Raw genomic sequence first — 16,435 nt, forward strand, 5'->3', positions numbered from 1 at the left:
CGAAAAGCCTAGAGCGCCGCGCCGAGCCGCGCGATGCCTTCGCGGATCTTCTCGACGTTGGCCGTCGCGAAGCTCAGGCGCAAGGTGGCGACATCCGGCTTCTCGGCGAAGAAGGGCGCGCCGGGCACGAAGGCCACGAGCTTTTCGATCGCCCGCTTGGCGAGCACGTTGGCATCCGCGATCTTGCCGTTCGCGCCCGTGAGACGCGCCCAGAAGAACAGGCCGCCGCCAGGCTGCGTGAAGGTGACGGCATCGCCGAGTTCCTGCTGCAGCGCCTCGCCCATGGCCAGCGCGCGTTCCGCATAGACTTGGCGCACATGGGCCAGCGTGGCCGGCATGCGGCCGCTCTTGAGGTATTGCGCGGCCGTCGCCTGCGCGAAGGTGCTGGTGTGGGCATCGCTGAACTGCTTGCACATGGTCGCCTTGGCCAGCAGCTCGGCCGGGCCGATCATCCAGCCGATGCGCAGGCCCGGGCTCAGCACCTTGCTGAGGCTGCCGCAGTGCGCGACGAGCTCACGGCTGCCGGGCACCTCGCTGGTGAGCGACAGGATCGACGGCGGCGGCGCCTGGTCGAAGTAGAGGTCGCCGTAGGGGTCGTCCTCCACGATCAGCGTCTGGTGCCTGACCGCCATCTCGAGCACCTTTTTGCGCCGCTCCAGGCTCAGCATCGCGCCGCTCGGGTTGCCGAAGGTCGGGATCAGGTAGACGAACTTCGGCTTGTGCTCGGCGATGAGCTTTTCGAGTTCGTCGGTACGCACGCCGTGGGCGTCGATCGGCGCACTGATCAGCTGCGCGCCGTAGAGGCGAAAACACTGGATCGTCGCAAGAAAGGTCGGGCCTTCGACGATCACCTTGTCGCCGGGCGAGATCAGCGTCTTGCCGAGCAGGTCCAGCGCCTGCTGGCTGCCGGTGGTGACGATCAGGCCGCTGGGATCGACCTCGACGCCCTTGGTCTTCATGAAGGCACTGAGCTGCGTGCGCAGCGGCTCGTAGCCCTCGGTGGCGCCGTACTGCAGGGCGCCACCCGGTTCTTCCGACAACGCCCTCGCGCTGGCTTCCTTCAGCCCCTCGACATCGAACATCGCGCTGTCGGGAAATCCCCCCGCGAAGCTGATGATGCCGGGCGTTCCGAGCAGCTTGAAGAGTTCGCGGATGGCGGAGGTTTCGACGTTGTCGAGGCGGGAAGCGAATTGCATGAGAGCCTTCTTCGGAGGAGTTGCAGATGGAGATTGTCGCAGCGTGCCGCACCACGGGCGGGCGCCTCACTAAACTCCCGGCCACGATGAAGAAATCAGATATCGAGCCGTTCTTCGCCACGCTCCAGGCCGCCAACCCGACGCCCGAGACCGAACTCGAGTACCGCACGCCCTTCGAACTGCTGGCCGCCGTGCTGCTGTCCGCCCAGGCCACCGACATCGGCGTCAACAAGGCGACGCGACGGCTGTTCCCGGTCGCCAACACGCCGCAGGCGATCCTGGACCTGGGCGTCGAGGGCCTGGAGGGCTACATCAAGACCATCGGCCTCTACCGCAGCAAGGCCAAGCACCTGGTCGAGGCCTGCCGCATGCTGGTCGAGTTGCACGGCGGCGAGGTGCCGAGGACGCGCGCCGAACTCGAGGCCCTGCCGGGCGTCGGCCGCAAGACCGCCAACGTGGTGCTCAACGTCGCCTTCGGCGAGCCCACCATGGCGGTCGACACGCACATCTTCCGGATCGGCAACCGCACCGGACTGGCACCCGGAAAGACCCCGCTCGAAGTCGAACTCAAGCTCGAGAAGCGGGTTCCCGAGGCCTACCGCCTGCACGCCCACCACTGGCTGATCCTGCACGGCCGCTATGTCTGCATGGCGCGCAAGCCGCTGTGCTGGCAGTGCGCGGTGGCGCCCTGGTGCGACTACAAGCCCAAGACACCCGCGCCTTGAGAGCCCCACGCTCCCCCACTTCGTGTGGGTCGCTTCCCCCCGAGGGGGAGTCAGCAGGCCGCCCGTCTGCGCGAAGCGCGGACTTCGCCGCGCTGGCGGCCCGGCGCCGGCCTGAGAGCGCCGATCAGATCTCGAACGTGACCAGCGCGCCGAAGGCGATCGGCTCGCCCGGCCACTGATCGGCGCGTTCGACGCATCGCATGCCGCCGTGCAGCAGCCGCACCGCGCGGATCACGCCAGCATGGGTGACCCAGACCGCGTCGCCTGCGCCGTCGCGCCAGGCGTCGAAGGCGCCGGCCACCCGCTGCATGAACTGGCGGGTGCTCTCGCCGCTGCCGCCCGCGCGCGTGTCGGCGAAGTCGCGGCTCCAGGCCTCGAGCTCGGCGCGCTCGATCGCGGCCCAGTCGCGTTCTTCCCAGGCGCCGAGGTCCATCTCGGCGAGCCGCGGATCGGGCACCGCGCGCAGGTCGGGCCGCAGCGCGCAGATGGCCTGCGCCAGGTCGCGGCAGCGACTCAGCGGCGAGCAGGCCATCGCGGCACCGGCCGGCAACCCGGCGGCCACCTGCCGCGCCGCCGCGTGCGTCAGCTCGGCAAGCACGGGCACATCGGTGCGGCCGTAGCAGAGACCGTCGGCAGCGGTCGTCTTCGCGTGCCGGATCAACAGCAGCTTCATGGCTGCCAGACCAGTGCGAGATAGATGGCGAGCTCGCAAACCTGCTGCGTCGCGCCCAGGCCATCGCCGGTGAAGCCGTGCAGCCGGCGCCGGAACAGGCGCGCCATGTACAGCGCAGCCACGGCGCACAGGCCGACGGCGGCCAAGCCATGCGCCAAGCCATGGGCGAGGAACAGCAGCAGGATGGCCGGGACCGACCAGGCGGCGCCGACCAGCAAGGCACCGCCGCTGATCGCATCGGCCAGCGGCTTGGCCTTGCTCGCGCCACTCGCGTCGCCGACATAGGGCAGCCCGCGGATCAGGAACAAGGGCGCGAGCCGCGACAGCACGTGGGCGCTCGCCAGCGCCACCGCCGCACTGAGCGCGCCCTGCCCCGCCAGCGCCGCCAGCAGCGCCACCTTGAGGCCCAGCGCCAGCACCAGCGCGATCGCTCCGAAGGCCCCGATGCGCGAGTCCTTCATGATCTCGAGTGCGCGCGACCGGTCGGCCGAGCCGCCCAGCCCGTCCGCCACGTCGGCCAGCCCATCCTCATGGAAAGCACCGGTCAGCAGTACGGTCGCGATGGTCGACAGCAGCGCCGCCACGCAGGCGCCGGCCAGGCCCGGAAGGCCGGCCTGAGCCACCAGGAAGACACCCGCCCCGACCGCGCCGACCAGCCAGCCGACGCCGGGAAAATGCGCCGCGCTGGCGCGCAGCATCGCCGGACTGAAACCGACCCAGCCGGCCAGCCCGCCCGTGACCGGGACCCGCGTGAAGAACTGCAGCGCCAGCAAAAAGTGGCGCACACCGTTCATGAATGCTCCCGGCCCGAAACCCCCGCCGACTCGAAGCTGGCCATCTCGCGCAGGATGCGGCACGCCGACTCGAGCAGTGGCCAGGCCAGCGCCGCACCCGAGCCTTCGCCCAGCCGCAGGTCGAGCCGCAGCAGCGGTTCGAGCCGCAGGTGATCGAGCAGCAGGCGATGGCCGGGCTCGGCCGATTCGTGCGCCGCCACGCAGCGCTGCACGACCTGCGGCCGCAGCGCCGCCGCGACCAGCACGGCGGCGCTGGCGATGAAGCCGTCGACCACGATCACGCGGCGCTCGTGCGCGGCCTGCAGCACCGCGCCGACCAGCGTCGCGATCTCGAAGCCGCCGAAGGCCGCCAGTGCGTCCAGCGGCGCGATGGCGTCGGCATGCAGGTCGAGCACGCCGCGCAGCACCTCGCGCTTGCGGGCCAGGCCGGGGGCATCGAGGCCGGTGCCGGACCCGGTGCAGGTGTCGATGTCCTGGCTCGCGAGCCGCGCCAGCAGCATCGATGCCGCGGACGAATTGCCGATGCCCATCTCGCCGAGCAGCAGCGCATTGCCCGGCAGCGCGCGCACCACCCCCATGCCGTTGGCGATGGCCTGCTCGCACTGCGCCGCACTCATGGCCGGGCCGATCGAGGCGTCCGCGGTGCCGGCCGCGATCTTGCGGATCAGGAGCCCCTCGGTCGGTGCGAAGTCATGGCGCACGCCGCAATCCACCACGGACAGCGCCAGTCCGTGCTGCCGCGCCAGTACGCTGACGGCCGCACCGCCGGCGAGGAAGTTCTGCACCATCTGCCAGGTCACGTCGCTCGGGTAGGCCGAGACGCCGCGTGCGGCCAGGCCGTGGTCGGCGGCGCAGACCAGCATCTGCGGCGCCGCCAGTGACGGCGTCTCGCTGCCGAGAATGCAGCCGAGCCGCAAGGCCAGCGCTTCCAGCCGGCCGAGGGCGCCGACCGGCTTGGTCTTGCCGTCGAGCCGCTGCTGCAGGCGTGCGGCGAACGCCGGGTCGTCGAGGTCGTCGATGGGGGAAATTTCTAGCGTCATTGGATCAGGGAGCGGAGCACGCCCGCTTCAAAGTGGGAATCGATGTGGTCGGCCAGGCCATCGAACACGGCGTCGAGCGTGCGCGCAGCCACGCCGAAGAGCGCGTTCAGCGCCGCCGGATCCTCGAACAGGCCGTGCAGGTAGAGCCCGAGCACGTTGCCGGCGCCGTTCTGCCAGGCGAGTCCGTCGGGCATCACGGCCACGGCGTGGTCGCCGCTCGCGGCCATGGCGGGATGCTCGGCCGTCTGGCCGTGATGGATCTCGTAGCCGCGCACCGCGACGCCCGAGAGCGCGGCCCAGGGGCCGGCCAGGGTGCCGAACGCCGCCTCGCGCTGGCGCACCGTCTTGTCCTGCGCAAACGTGGTGACCACCGGCAGCAGGCCCAGGCCCGGTCCGTTGCCATCGACGCCGTGCGGGTCGATCAGCGCCTCGCCCAGCATCTGCAGCCCGCCGCAGACACCCAGCACCGCCCCGCCGCGCGCCGCATGCGCGGCCACCGCGCGGTCCAGGCCCTGGCCCCTGAGCCAGGCCAGGTCGCCGCTGGTGTTCTTCGAGCCGGGCAGCACGATCCAGTCCGCGTCCGCCACGTCGGCCGGGCTGCGCGCCCAGCGCAGGCGCACGCCGGCGATGTTCTTCAGCGGCTGGAATTCGTCGAGGTTGCTGATCCGGGGATAGGCGATCACGGCGATGGTGCGGGTGACCTCCCCGCTGGACCTGCTGCGGTCGTCGAACACGCCGTCCTCCTCGGGCAGCCCGTGCTGCCACCACATCGGCAAGGTCGCGACCGTGGGCACGCCGGTCAGTGCCTCGAGCTGCTGCGGCGCCGGCGCGAGCAGCGCCGCGTCGCCGCGGAACATGTTGAGGACGAAGCCGGCGAGCAGCGCGCGATCTTCTTCCGGCATCAGGGCCCAGGTGCCATAGAGGTGCGCGAAGGCGCCGCCGCGGTCGATGTCGGTCACCAGCAGGCAGCGCGCCGCGGCATGGCGCGCCACGCGCAGATTGACGATGTCGCTGGCCATCAGGTTGATCTCGGCCGGCGAGCCGGCACCCTCGATCACCACCACGTCGTTCTCGGCGCGCAGTTCGTCGAGCGCCTGCGCGATCTGCGGCCAGACCCGCTCGCTGCGCCCGCGCCAGGGCAGCGCCGAGAGCGCGCTGCTCACCTGCCCCATCAGCACCACCTGGCTGTGCGTGTCGCGCTCGGGCTTGAGCAGCAGCGGGTTCATGCGCACGTCGGGCTCGGCGCGCGCCGCCAGGGCCTGGAAGTACTGGGCACTGCCGATTTCGCCGCCCGCCACCACGCGCGCGTTGTTGCTCATGTTCTGCGCCTTGAACGGCGCCACCCGCAGCCCCTGGCGCGCGAACCAGCGGCACAGCGCGGTCGCCAGCCAGCTCTTGCCCGCGCCGCTGGTGGTGCCCAGCACCATGACGCAGCGGGCCCGGCCGCCTTGCATGTTTGGAATCATGGAGAGATTGTGCTTTACGTGAACTCTGTCACGTTCGGGCGTGCGCTCTCAAACGAAGTCGAAAGCATTCACTTGTTTCGCCCTTAGCTTCGAGGCATCCACGAGAACGAGGACTCCGGCGAATGCCAGCACTACGCGATATCGCGCTCACGGTCGAAGAGCGCGGCACCCATCAGTTCTTCTGGGTCATCCTGGAAGCCCTCCACAGCGACGCCGCCGAGGCGATCCACTACAGCCGCATCTTCACGGCCGCGGCGCCGCAAGCCACTTATTCGAGCGCGCTCGTCATGGGGGCCAACGCGCTGCGCAAGCTGGTGGATCCGGCCTCGGCACCGGAGAGCCGCATGTGAACGCCAGGATTCAGCGCGCCGCCATCTGCGCCTTCGCCTCGCCCGGCGGCATGGCCTGCGCCGCCTGAATCTCCCAGCTTCCGCCCAGCGCACGGATCAGTCCCACCGTCGCCTGGTACTGCGCCGCACGCACTTGCAGGGCCTGCCGCCGGTTCTGCAGTTCGCTGCGGCGCGCATCGAGCAGGTCGAGCTGGCTGATCATGCCGTTGCGGTAGCGCGAATCCGACAGCGTGGTCGCGCGGATCGCCGAAGCCACCGCCTTGGCCTGCACGCCCGACTGCTGCTCGAGGATGCGCAGCGACGACAGCTGATCCTCGACCTCCCTGAACGCCACCAGCACCTGCGCCCGATAGTTGGCCAGGGCGCCGTCGAGCTGCGCCGATGCGCCTTGCACGCCGGCCTCGCGCCGGCCGCCGTCGAAGACCGGCAGCGCGAGCAAGGCGCCGATGCCCCAGGAGCGGGCCGACCACTTCAGCAGGTCGGCGATGTCCGCGGACGCGTAGCCGGCGCCGCCGGTGATCGCAATGTCCGGGAACCACGCCGCCTGCGCGACACCGACTCGCGCCTGCGCCGCCAGCACGGCCTGCTGGGCCGCCGAGATGTCGGGCCGCCGCGTCAGCACGGTGGCCGGCACGCCCGGCGGGATGGTGGGCAAGGCGGTCGACCACTCGTCCGTGCCGACACCGAAGTCGGAGGCGAGGTCGCCGGCCAGCACGGCCAGCGCATGCTCGAGTTCGGCCCGGCGCCGGTCGAGCGTCATGGCATCGGACTCGTTGGAGGCCACCTCGGTCTCGACCCGGACGACGTCGAGCTCGGCCACGTCCCCTGCCCGCTCGCGGCTTTGCGTCAGGCGCAGCGTGTCGCGGTAGGCCTCGACCGTGTCGCGCACCAGCGCGCGCTCGGCATCGATCGCGCGCAGCGCCAGGTAGGTCTGCGCCACTTCGGCCTGCACCAGCAGCCGCGTGCTCTGCAGCAGGCCGGCGCGCGAATCGGCGTCGAGCTGCGCCGCCTCGCTGGCGCGCGACAGCTTGCCGAACAGGTCCAGCTCGTAGGAGAAGTCGAAGCCGGCGGTGACCAGCGTCGAGGGCCGCGGAGTCGGATTGCGGTTCAGGCCGGCGCTGCGCACGCCGCCGGCGGCCAGCCCGATCTGCGGTGCGCGGTCGGCGTCCTTGTCGCGGGCCAGCGCCCGGGCCTCGGCCAGCCGGGCCGCCGCGGCCTGGATGCTGGTGTTGCGGGCATCCGCGCGTTCGATCAGCCGGTCGAGCACCGGGTCGTCGAAGGCGCGCCACCATTCGCCGCGCGGCTGCGCCTCGGCGGGCTGCACGCGGGTCCAGGCACCTTCCGGGGCGGCGGCCGCCTGCTCCTTGAATTGCGCAGGCGGCGTGAAGGACGGCAGCTCGGCCGGCGCCGTCGCGCAGCCGGCCAGCACCAGTGCGGCGAACAAGGGCAGCCACGCGGCACGCCAACGCCGGCCTCGGGTTTCAAGTCTTGGATTCATGATGAGCTTTCTGGGGGAAGACGCCATGGCGCCTACTCGTTGTCGCGCAGCGGCGCCGCGGGCGATGGGTGCAGTCCGGCGCTTGCGCCGCCGCCGCGCGCGGGCTGGTCGGCCGACACGAAGGCATCGACATGCGGCACCTCGCCATGCAGCTTGAGCGGGCGGTTGCCCGTCAGGCGCCGCAGCAGCACATAGAACACCGGCGTCAGGAACAGGCCGAACGCGGTCACGCCGATCATTCCGGAGAACACCGCGATGCCCATCGCACGGCGCATCTCCGCGCCGGCACCGGTCGACAACACCAGCGGCAGCACGCCCATCACGAAGGCCATCGAGGTCATCAGGATCGGCCGCAGGCGCAGCCGGCTGGCCTCGATCGCCGCCTGCAGCGGCGTGCGCCCGGCGAACTCCAGCTCGCGTGCGAACTCGACGATCAGGATCGCGTTCTTGGCCGACAGCCCGACCAGCACCATCAACCCGATCTGCGTGAAGACGTTGTTGTCGCCGCCCGACAGCCACACGCCCGTCATCGCGGCCAGGATCCCCATCGGCACGATCAGGATGATCGCGACCGGCAAGGTCAGGCTCTCGTACTGCGCCGCCAGCACCAGGAACACCAGCAGGATGGCGAGCGGAAACACCCACAGCGCCGAATTGCCGGCCAGGATTTCCTGGTAGGTCAGCTCGGTCCATTCGAAGCCGATGCCCGGCGGCAGCGTCTCGGCCGCGATGCGCTCGATCGCCGCCTGCGCCTGGCCCGACGAGAAGCCCGGCGCCGGGCCGCCGTTGATGTCGGCCGCAAGGAAGCCGTTGTAGCGCATCGCGCGCTCCGGCCCGTAGCTGGGCTGGATGTTCATCAGCGCCGACAGCGGCACCATCTCGCCGCTGGCCGAACGCACCTTGAGCAGGCCGACGTCCTCGGCCCGCGCACGGTACGGCGCATCGGCCTGGACGCGCACGCTGTAGGTGCGGCCGAAGCGGTTGAAGTCGTTCGCGTAGAGGCTGCCGAGGTAGATCTGCATGGTGTCGAACACGTCGGTCACCGACACGCCGAGCTGGCGCGCCTTGGTGCGGTCGATGTCGGCATAGAGCTGCGGCACGTTGACCTGCCAGCTCGTGAACATGCCCGCGAGCTCGGGCGTCTGGTAGGCCTTGGCCATGAAGGCCTTGACCGCGCCGTCCATCGCCGCGTAGCCGAGCGAGCCGCGGTCCTCGAGCTGCAGCTTGAAGCCGCCCGTGGTTCCGAGGCCCTGCACCGGCGGCGGCGGGAAGATCGCGATGAAGGCGTCCTGGATGCCGGCGAACTGCTGGTTGAGCTGGCCCGCGATCGCGCCGGCGCTCAGGTTCGCCGTCTTGCGCTGGTCGAAGTCCTTCAGGCTCACGAACACGATGCCGGAGTTCGAGCTGTTGGTGAAGCCGTTGATCGACAAGCCCGGGAAGGTGATCGCATGCTCGACGCCGGGCTGCTTCAGGACGATGTCGTTCATGCGCCGCGTCACGTCTTCGGTACGGTCCAGCGTGGCGCCGTCGGGCAGCTGCGCGAAGCCGATCAGGTACTGCTTGTCCTGCGCCGGCACGAAGCCGCCGGGCACCGCCTTGAACAGGCCGAAGGTCAGGCCCACCAGCGCCAGGTAGATCGCCATCATCAGCGCCTTGCGCGAGATGGCGCCCTTGACGCCGCGGCTGTAGCCCTCCGCACCGCGATGGAACACGCGGTTGAAGGCGCGGAAGAAGCGGCCGAAGACGCGGTCCATGCCGCGCGTCAGCGCGTCCTTGGGCGCATCGTGGCCGCGCAGCAGCAAGGCGGCGAGCGCGGGCGACAGGGTCAGCGAGTTGATCGCCGAGATCACGGTCGAGATCGCGATGGTCAGCGCGAACTGCTTGTAGAACTGCCCCGTGAGTCCGCTGATGAAGGCCAGCGGCACGAACACCGCCACCAGCACCAGCGCGATGGCGATGATCGGCCCCGACACTTCCCGCATCGCGCGGTAGGTGGCCTCGCGCGGCGTCAGGCCGGCCTCGATGTTGCGCTCGACGTTCTCGACCACCACGATCGCGTCGTCGACCACGATGCCGATCGCCAGCACCAGCCCGAACAGGCTCAGCGCGTTGATGGAGAAACCGAACAGGTGCATCACCGCGAAGGTGCCGATGACCGAGATCGGCACCGCCAGCAGCGGAATGATCGAGGCGCGCCAGGTCTGCAGGAACAGGATCACGACCAGCACCACCAGCGCAATGGCCTCCAGCAGCGTGTGGATCACCGATTCGATCGAGGCGCGCACGAACTGGGTCGGGTCATAGACGATGCTGTAGTCCACGCCGTCGGGCATGTTCTTCTTGAGTTCGGCCATGGTGGCGCGCACGTCGTTCGAGATCTGGATCGCGTTCGAGCCCGGCGCCGCGAAGATCGGCACCGCCACCGCGTCCTTGTTGTCGAGCAGCGAGCGCAGCGCATAGCTCGAGGCGCCGAGCTCAAGGCGCGCGACGTCGCGCAAGCGGGTCACGGCGCCGTCGCCGCCGGTCTTCACGATGATGTCGCCGAATTCGTCCTCGGTCTGCAGCCGGCCCTGGGCGTTGATCGAGATCTGCATGTCGACGCCCGAGAGGCCCGGCGAGGCGCCGACCACGCCGGCCGCCGCCTGCACGTTCTGCTCGCGGATCGCGCGCACCACGTCGCTGGCCGAGAGGCCGCGTTGCGCCACCTTTTGCGGATCGAGCCAGACCCGCATCGAGTAGTCGCCCGATCCGAACAGCTGCACATCGCCCACGCCCTGCACGCGCGCCAGCCGGTCCTTGACGTTGAGCACCGCGTAGTTGCGCAGGTAGGTCATGTCGTAGCGGCCGTTGGGCGACAGCAGGTGCACCACCATCGTCAGGTCGGGCGAGCTCTTGATGGTCGTGATGCCGAGCCGGCGCACCTCCTCGGGCAGCCGCGGCTCGGCCTGCGAGACGCGGTTCTGCACCAGCTGCTGGGCCTTGTCCGGATCGGTGCCCAGCTTGAAGGTCACGGTCAGCGTCATCAGGCCGTCGGTGGTCGCCTGGCTGCCCATGTAGAGCATGCCCTCGACGCCGTTGATCGACTCCTCGAGCGGGGTCGCCACGGTCTCGGCGATGACCTTCGGATTGGCGCCGGGGTAGTTGGCCCGCACCACGACCGAGGGCGGCACCACCTCGGGGTACTCGGAGATCGGCAGGCCGCGCAGCGCGATCAGGCCCGCGATCAGCATCAGCACCGACAGCACGCCGGCAAAGATCGGCCGGTCGATGAAGAACTTGGAAAGGTTCATGAGTGTTTCCCCCCGAGCCGGGATCAGGACTTCGCGTCCGCCACGTGCTGGGCTTGCGGTTGAACTTCGGACTTCGCGTCCATGGTCACGACCTGCGGCGCCACCAGCGCGCCCGGTCGGATGTGCTGCAGGCCGTTGACGACCACGCGCTCACCGGCCTTCAGACCCCTGGAGACGACGCGCAGACCGTTGACCGGCGCGCCGAGCGCCACTTCGCGGTACTCGGCCTTGTTGTCCTCGCCGACCACCAGCACGAACTTCTTGTTCTGGTCGGTGCCGACCGCGCGCTCGTTCACCAGCAAGGCCGCTTCGTCGCGCGCCTGGCCCATGCGGATACGGGCGAACTGGCCCGGGATCAAACTGCCGTCGGCGTTGTCGAAGGCCGCGCGCACGCGCACCGTGCCGCTCCTGGCGTCGACCTGGTTGTCGATCAGCTGCAGGCGGCCCTGGTAGGGCGTGCCGTCGCTGCCGGCGGTCCCCATCTGCACCGGAATGCCTTCGATCCGGCCGCGTGCGCTGGCACCGCCCGGCAGGTCCTTCAAGGCCCGCACCACGATCTGCTCGTCGGCATCGAAGCTCGCATAGATCGGGCTGACCGAGACCAGCGTCGTGAGCACCGGCGCGCCGGGGCCGGCGGCCACCAGGTTGCCCGCGGTCACCTCGAGCTTGCCGGTGCGCCCCGACACCGGGGCGCGCACCTGCGTGTAGCCCAGGTTCAGGCGCGCGCTCTGCAGCGAGGCCTGCGCGGCGCGCAGGTTGGCCTCGGCCTCGCGGCCGGCGTTGCTGCGCTCGTCGAGCTCGCGCTGGGCGATGGCCTTCTCCTCCCACAGGCGGCGGGCCCGCTCCTGCTCGCTGCGCGTGAACGAGACCCGGGCCTGCGCCGAGGCGACCTGGGCTTCGGCGCGTTCCACTTCGGCCGCGTACGGTGCCGGATCGATGGTGATCAGCAGTTCGCCCTGCTTCACCAGGGAACCCTCGCGGAAGTGCACGGCCTGCACCGCACCGGCCACGCGCGAACGCACGTCGACCCGCTCGACCGCCTCGAGCCGGCCCGAGAACTCGTCCCAGGTGTTGATGTCGGTCGCGACCGCCGTGGCCACCGAGACCGGTGTCGCGCGCGGCGCCGCGACGGTCGTGACATCGTTCGCCTCGGCATTGAGGCTGTGGAAGCCGAGCGCCGCGGAGGCGATCGCCACCAGCGCCGTGATGCCGGTCACCGCGGGCCAGAGGCCGCGGCGGGCCGGGGAGGAGTGTTGAGGGTTCGACATGATGGTGGTCCTTTTGGTGACTCTTGGGAAAACACGACGCCCTCCCGCGCGGGTGGCGCAGGACAGCGGGAAGCAGCAGTTGTTGCAGGGCGCACGGCACCCCGCGGCGGGGCAGTCGCCGTTCGGGTCGAGGTGCCGTCACCTCGGTGTTGGGAAGGGCTCCGCGCGAACGGAACCGTCAGTCAGCGCACGGCCGCCGTGCGCCGTCGCTCAGTGCGGCGGTGGGGCCGCGCTGAAGAAGTCGCGGAAGTGCTTCTGCACCACCGCCTCGCAGGCGGCGCAGCCCGAACCTTCCGGCTCGTAGAGCGCCGCGGGCCAGTTCGCAGCGCCGGGCAGCACACTGCTGGTGACCAGGATGCCGGCCTCGCCGAGCCGGCGCGCGAAATTCAGCGCCTCGTCGCGCATCGGGTCGTCCTGGCCGACCAGCACCAGCGTCGGCGCCACCTCGGCCAGTCGCAGCGACCCGCCGGGCACCGCATAGGGATGCGTGGCGTTCATCGGCCGGCGCAGGTACTCCTGCCAGCCCGAGGCCCACTTGCACTGCGTGGCATCGCCCGAGGCCTTGCGCAGCGACGCGGTGCCGGCGCAGGGGTCGAGCATCGGCGACAGCAGGATCTGGCCCGCCAGCGGCGGATGCGCACGATCGCGCGCCATCAGCGCCACCGCGGCGGCCAGGTTGCCTCCGGCCTCCTCGCCCGCCAGGAACACGCGGGCTCCCTTGCCGGCCAGCTTCACGCGCTGCTTGTAGAGCCACTCGAGGGCCGCGAAACCGACCTCGATCGGCTCCGGGAACGGCGCCTTGGGCGCCAGCGGATAGTCGAGCGAGACCACCACGGCGCCGGCACCCGCCAGCAGGCGGGCGACGCTGCGGCCGTTGTCGAGGTCGCCGCAGACGAAGGTGCCGCCATGGAAATGCAGCACCAGCGGCACCGTGGCACCCCGCGCACGCTCGCCATACAGGCGGGCCTGCACCGGTTCGCGGTCCGGCAGCTCGATCCGGATGTCGGTTTCTGCGCCGCGCGCGGCGGCCGGGGCTGCATCGGCGGCTGACAGGATCGGGCGGGTGGGCATGGCAGACTCGGTGGGTTGAACGATGACTGAAATATAAGGCCGTGCCTTGTCGCTCCAACGTGGCACCTTCCCCCACTCTGTTTCCAATCGGCTAACAATCGCATACAGGCGCCGTGTGAGAATTCCGCTCCCCCCGGCCCCCCAGCCACCCCCCAGGAGCAGCACAGATGGATCAGATCCAGGGCATGCGGATCTTTGTCCGTGTCGTCGAAGCAGGCACGTTCACGCGCGCCGCAGACTCGCTCGGCCTGCCCAAGGGCACGGTCACCAAGCAGATCCAGGCGCTGGAGTCGCGCCTGCACGTGAAGCTGCTGAACCGCACGACGCGGCGCGTCACCGTCACGCCGGACGGCGCGGCGTACTACGAGCGCACGGCGCGGCTGCTCAACGATTTCGACGACATCGAGGCCAGCATGACCAATGCGCAGGCCAATCCCACGGGGCGACTGCGCATCGATGTCGGCTCGTCGATGGCCCGGCTGGTGATCCTGCCCGCGCTCTCGACTTTCTGCGACCGCTATCCCGACATCCAGGTCGACGTCGGCGTCAGCGACCGCACGGTCGACCTGATCACCGACAACGTCGACTGCGTGATCCGCGGCGGCGAGCTCACCGACCAGTCGCTGGTGGCGCGGCGCATCGGCAACCTGCCCTGGATGACCGTGGCCTCGCCGGCCTACCTGAAGCGCTACGGTGCGCCGCAGCATCCGTCGGACATCGAGAAGCGCCACCTGGTGGTGGGCTTCTTCTCGGGCAGCACGCGCCGCGTCTACCCCCACGAGTTCCACCGCGGCGAGGAACAGCTCGAGATCGCGGGGCCCTACCGCGTCTCGGTCAACGACAGCAATGCCCACATGACGGCGGTGCTCGGCGGCTTCGGGCTGTCGCAGGTCATCACCTACATGGCCGAGCCCTACCTCGCGAGCGGCGAGCTGGTGCAGATCCTGCCGGACTGGACCCGGCCGCCGCTGCCGGTGCACGTCGTTTATCCGCCGAACCGCCACCTGAGCGCCAAGGTGCGGGCCTTCGTCGACTGGGCGGCGGAGCTGTTCGCCAAGCACCCGCAGCTGCAGCGGCTCTGATTCAGGGGCGCGCCGCGATCCACGCGCGCTGCAGCGCCTGCTGGCTGGCGGGCGGCAGCACGCCGAGCCTCAGCTGCCCGGGAAGCCCGAACGAGGCCGTGTCGCGCAACTGGATGCCGGCCTGGCGCAGGGCGGCGGCGCGCCCGGCGGTGTAGACCGCATCCGGTTCGGCACAGAAGAAGTTGGCGACGCTGGGGAAACAGCGCCAGCCCAGCGATTCGCACAGCGCGCGCTGCTCGGCCTTCCAGGCCCGGAGCGTGGGCAGGCTGTCGGCCAGCCAGTGCTGCGTCGGCTCGCCGGCCCAGGCCTCGAGCAGCGCCACGCCATGGGCGCCCAACGGCCAGGAAGGCGCGAGGCGCACCAGGCGCGCGGCCATGTCCTGCGCCCCCAGGGGCGCGATCGCATAGCCCGCTCGCACACCGGTCAGGCCGAGCGCCTTGTTGGGCGTCCAGAGCTGCCAGACGCTGTCGCGTTGGGCGTCGCTCAAGGCCAGCGCGCCCTCGAGGCGCAGCGGTTCGTAGGCGAGATCGAGCACGCAGGTGGCGCCCCCGCTCAACGGGCCGACCCGGCTCATCAGGTCCTCCTGCGGCTGGCCCAGCGGGCTGCCGGGGTCGCAGCACCAGACCAGATCGGCCGCGCTGTCCGCCGTCGCGATCTCGAAGTGCCAGGCCTTGGCGGCCCGGAGGTAGTCGCCATAGCCGTGCCGCGGGACCCGGACCCGCCCGCCCCCGCCCTGCGACACGGCGGCCGTGACTCGGCCGATGAATTCGCTGGCGCTCGCGGCGATCACGATGCGGCAGACCTCGACGCCGTGAAGGCGGGCCAGCCGCTCGCGCAGCCTCAGGTAGTGCGGATCGGGATAGCGGCTGGCGTCCGCCGCCTGCAACGCCTGCAGCGCGGCGGGACACGGTCCGCAGGCATTGCCGTTGGTCGAGAAGTCGTGCGGCACCGCGCCCTGGGCATCGGGTCCGCCGTGCATGAGTTCGAACATTTCGGAGGCCTTCATGCCCCTCCCATCAGTAAAAGGCAGGCGATTGCTGCCGTTGCGCACAGGCCGGCGACGACCACCACACGCGCTGCGAGTTGCACCGCTTTCGCCGTATCGTCGGCCGAGGCGCCACGGCCTTCTGCGTTGAGCACATAGACGCCGGGCTTGGCCAGCCGGACGCCCAGCTGCAGCGCCATCGCAGCCATCGGCCAGCCGCTGTTGGGCGACGGGGTTCGGCGCGCTTCGCGGAAGATGGCCCTCCCCCCTGCGCTTGCCGGGCGGGAACGCGCGCAGGACCACAGGAACAGTGCCGTCAGGCGGGCGGGCAGCCAGGACAGCAGGTCGTCGGCGCGCGCGGCCCATTTGCCGGCCCATTCCCACTGCCGCCCCTCGCGCTCGCCGCGGTAGCCCCACATCGCATCCGCCGTGTTGGCGAACCGATAGACCGCCGCGCCCGGCAGGCCGAAAAGAACGAACCAGAACAGCGGCGCGACCAGCGAATCGTTAAGGTTCTCGGCCAGCGACTCGATGGCGCTTTCGCGCACCTCGGCGGCGCTCAGCGAAGTCACGTCACGGCTCACGAGCCTGCCCAGCTGCACGCGACCTTCGTCGAGCGAACGTCCCAGCGCCGCTTCGACCGCCAGCACCTCGTCGCGCAGCATGCGCCAGGCCAGCAGCGGCTTGAGCGCGGCGCCCGCCAGCAGCACACCGGCCCAGATCGGCAGGCGGCTCACGCCTGCCGCCACCGCGCAGGCGCCCGCCGCAACCAACGACGCGCCCACGCACCACCCGATCGCGCCGCCGGCCAGGGAAGCGAATCTGCGCGCCGGCATGCCTGCAGGCGGCGCGATACGCCGTCCGACCCCACCCAGGTAGCGCCCCATCCAGACCACCGGGTGCCAGCACGCAGGCGGCTCCCCAAGCCATCGGTCGATGGCCAGCGCGAGCCAGAGTGCAGCAATAGAACTCAGCACCGCCATGTCCTCACTCAATA

14 protein-coding genes are annotated in these 16,435 nt (G+C 70.5%); 3 read left to right on the top strand and 11 right to left on the bottom strand.

The window, feature by feature from the left end; genetic code table 11:
- Positions 1 to 8 precede the first annotated feature (8 nt).
- Positions 9 to 1,196, bottom strand: coding sequence for an aminotransferase-like domain-containing protein (locus tag AC1DYK_RS18800; protein WP_478167676.1), 1,188 nt, complete (start codon positions 1,194 to 1,196; stop codon positions 9 to 11).
- 86 nt (positions 1,197 to 1,282) lie between these two features.
- Here AC1DYK_RS18800 and nth point away from each other — a divergent pair, with 86 nt between their 5' ends.
- A complete protein-coding gene (gene nth, locus AC1DYK_RS18805) occupies positions 1,283 to 1,921 on the top strand; it encodes an endonuclease III (protein WP_478167677.1) in 639 nt (212 codons plus the stop codon).
- Between the two features lie 124 nt (positions 1,922 to 2,045).
- On the opposite strand, the gene AC1DYK_RS18810 is transcribed toward nth, so the two are convergent.
- The 4 genes from AC1DYK_RS18810 to AC1DYK_RS18825 are packed head-to-tail and all read right to left on the bottom strand — an operon-like array spanning position 2,046 to position 5,882.
- A complete protein-coding gene (locus tag AC1DYK_RS18810) occupies positions 2,046 to 2,594 on the bottom strand; it encodes a histidine phosphatase family protein (RefSeq protein WP_478167678.1) in 549 nt (182 codons plus the stop codon).
- On the bottom strand, positions 2,591 to 3,388 hold the full coding sequence (locus tag AC1DYK_RS18815) for an adenosylcobinamide-GDP ribazoletransferase (protein WP_478167679.1): 798 nt from the start codon (positions 3,386 to 3,388) through the stop codon (positions 2,591 to 2,593). The genes AC1DYK_RS18810 and AC1DYK_RS18815 overlap by 4 nt, the downstream gene beginning before the upstream one ends.
- The gene (gene cobT / locus AC1DYK_RS18820; protein ID WP_478167680.1) at positions 3,385 to 4,428 is read right to left on the bottom strand and encodes a nicotinate-nucleotide--dimethylbenzimidazole phosphoribosyltransferase; all 1,044 of its coding nucleotides are present in this window, start codon (positions 4,426 to 4,428) and stop codon (positions 3,385 to 3,387) included. The genes AC1DYK_RS18815 and cobT overlap by 4 nt, the downstream gene beginning before the upstream one ends.
- Positions 4,425 to 5,882 (bottom strand): cobyric acid synthase, encoded by a 1,458-nt coding sequence (locus tag AC1DYK_RS18825; protein WP_478167708.1) that lies wholly within the window; start codon positions 5,880 to 5,882, stop codon positions 4,425 to 4,427. The genes cobT and AC1DYK_RS18825 overlap by 4 nt, the downstream gene beginning before the upstream one ends.
- A 134-nt stretch (positions 5,883 to 6,016) precedes the next feature.
- Between AC1DYK_RS18825 and AC1DYK_RS18830 the strand changes: the two genes are divergently transcribed.
- On the top strand, positions 6,017 to 6,244 hold the full coding sequence (locus tag AC1DYK_RS18830; RefSeq protein WP_478088525.1) for a hypothetical protein: 228 nt from the start codon (positions 6,017 to 6,019) through the stop codon (positions 6,242 to 6,244).
- A 10-nt stretch (positions 6,245 to 6,254) separates the two neighbouring features.
- On the opposite strand, the gene AC1DYK_RS18835 is transcribed toward AC1DYK_RS18830, so the two are convergent.
- The 4 genes from AC1DYK_RS18835 to AC1DYK_RS18850 form a co-directional block, all read right to left on the bottom strand.
- Positions 6,255 to 7,742, bottom strand: coding sequence for an efflux transporter outer membrane subunit (locus tag AC1DYK_RS18835; protein WP_478167681.1), 1,488 nt, complete (start codon positions 7,740 to 7,742; stop codon positions 6,255 to 6,257).
- A 32-nt stretch (positions 7,743 to 7,774) separates the two neighbouring features.
- Positions 7,775 to 11,032: an efflux RND transporter permease subunit gene (locus AC1DYK_RS18840; protein ID WP_478167682.1), complete on the bottom strand. Its 3,258-nt coding sequence runs from the start codon at positions 11,030 to 11,032 to the stop codon at positions 7,775 to 7,777.
- 23 nt (positions 11,033 to 11,055) lie between these two features.
- Complete coding sequence (locus AC1DYK_RS18845; protein WP_478167683.1) at positions 11,056 to 12,300, bottom strand: efflux RND transporter periplasmic adaptor subunit; 1,245 nt, start codon at positions 12,298 to 12,300, stop codon at positions 11,056 to 11,058.
- 210 nt (positions 12,301 to 12,510) lie between these two features.
- The gene (locus AC1DYK_RS18850; RefSeq protein ID WP_478167684.1) at positions 12,511 to 13,371 is read right to left on the bottom strand and encodes an alpha/beta hydrolase; all 861 of its coding nucleotides are present in this window, start codon (positions 13,369 to 13,371) and stop codon (positions 12,511 to 12,513) included.
- Between the two features lie 167 nt (positions 13,372 to 13,538).
- Between AC1DYK_RS18850 and AC1DYK_RS18855 the strand changes: the two genes are divergently transcribed.
- On the top strand, positions 13,539 to 14,453 hold the full coding sequence (locus tag AC1DYK_RS18855) for a LysR family transcriptional regulator (RefSeq protein WP_478167685.1): 915 nt from the start codon (positions 13,539 to 13,541) through the stop codon (positions 14,451 to 14,453).
- Position 14,454: 1 nt separating this feature from the next.
- Here the strand turns inward: AC1DYK_RS18855 and AC1DYK_RS18860 are convergent, their stop codons facing one another.
- Both AC1DYK_RS18860 and cbiB read right to left on the bottom strand, forming a co-directional pair.
- The gene (locus AC1DYK_RS18860) at positions 14,455 to 15,459 is read right to left on the bottom strand and encodes an aminotransferase class I/II-fold pyridoxal phosphate-dependent enzyme (RefSeq protein ID WP_478167686.1); all 1,005 of its coding nucleotides are present in this window, start codon (positions 15,457 to 15,459) and stop codon (positions 14,455 to 14,457) included.
- Complete coding sequence (gene cbiB, locus AC1DYK_RS18865; protein ID WP_478167687.1) at positions 15,456 to 16,421, bottom strand: adenosylcobinamide-phosphate synthase CbiB; 966 nt, start codon at positions 16,419 to 16,421, stop codon at positions 15,456 to 15,458. Before cbiB ends, AC1DYK_RS18860 begins: the two co-directional genes overlap by 4 nt.
- Positions 16,422 to 16,435: the final 14 nt, after the last annotated feature.

The organism is Variovorax sp. P2_H12, assembly GCF_056403395.1.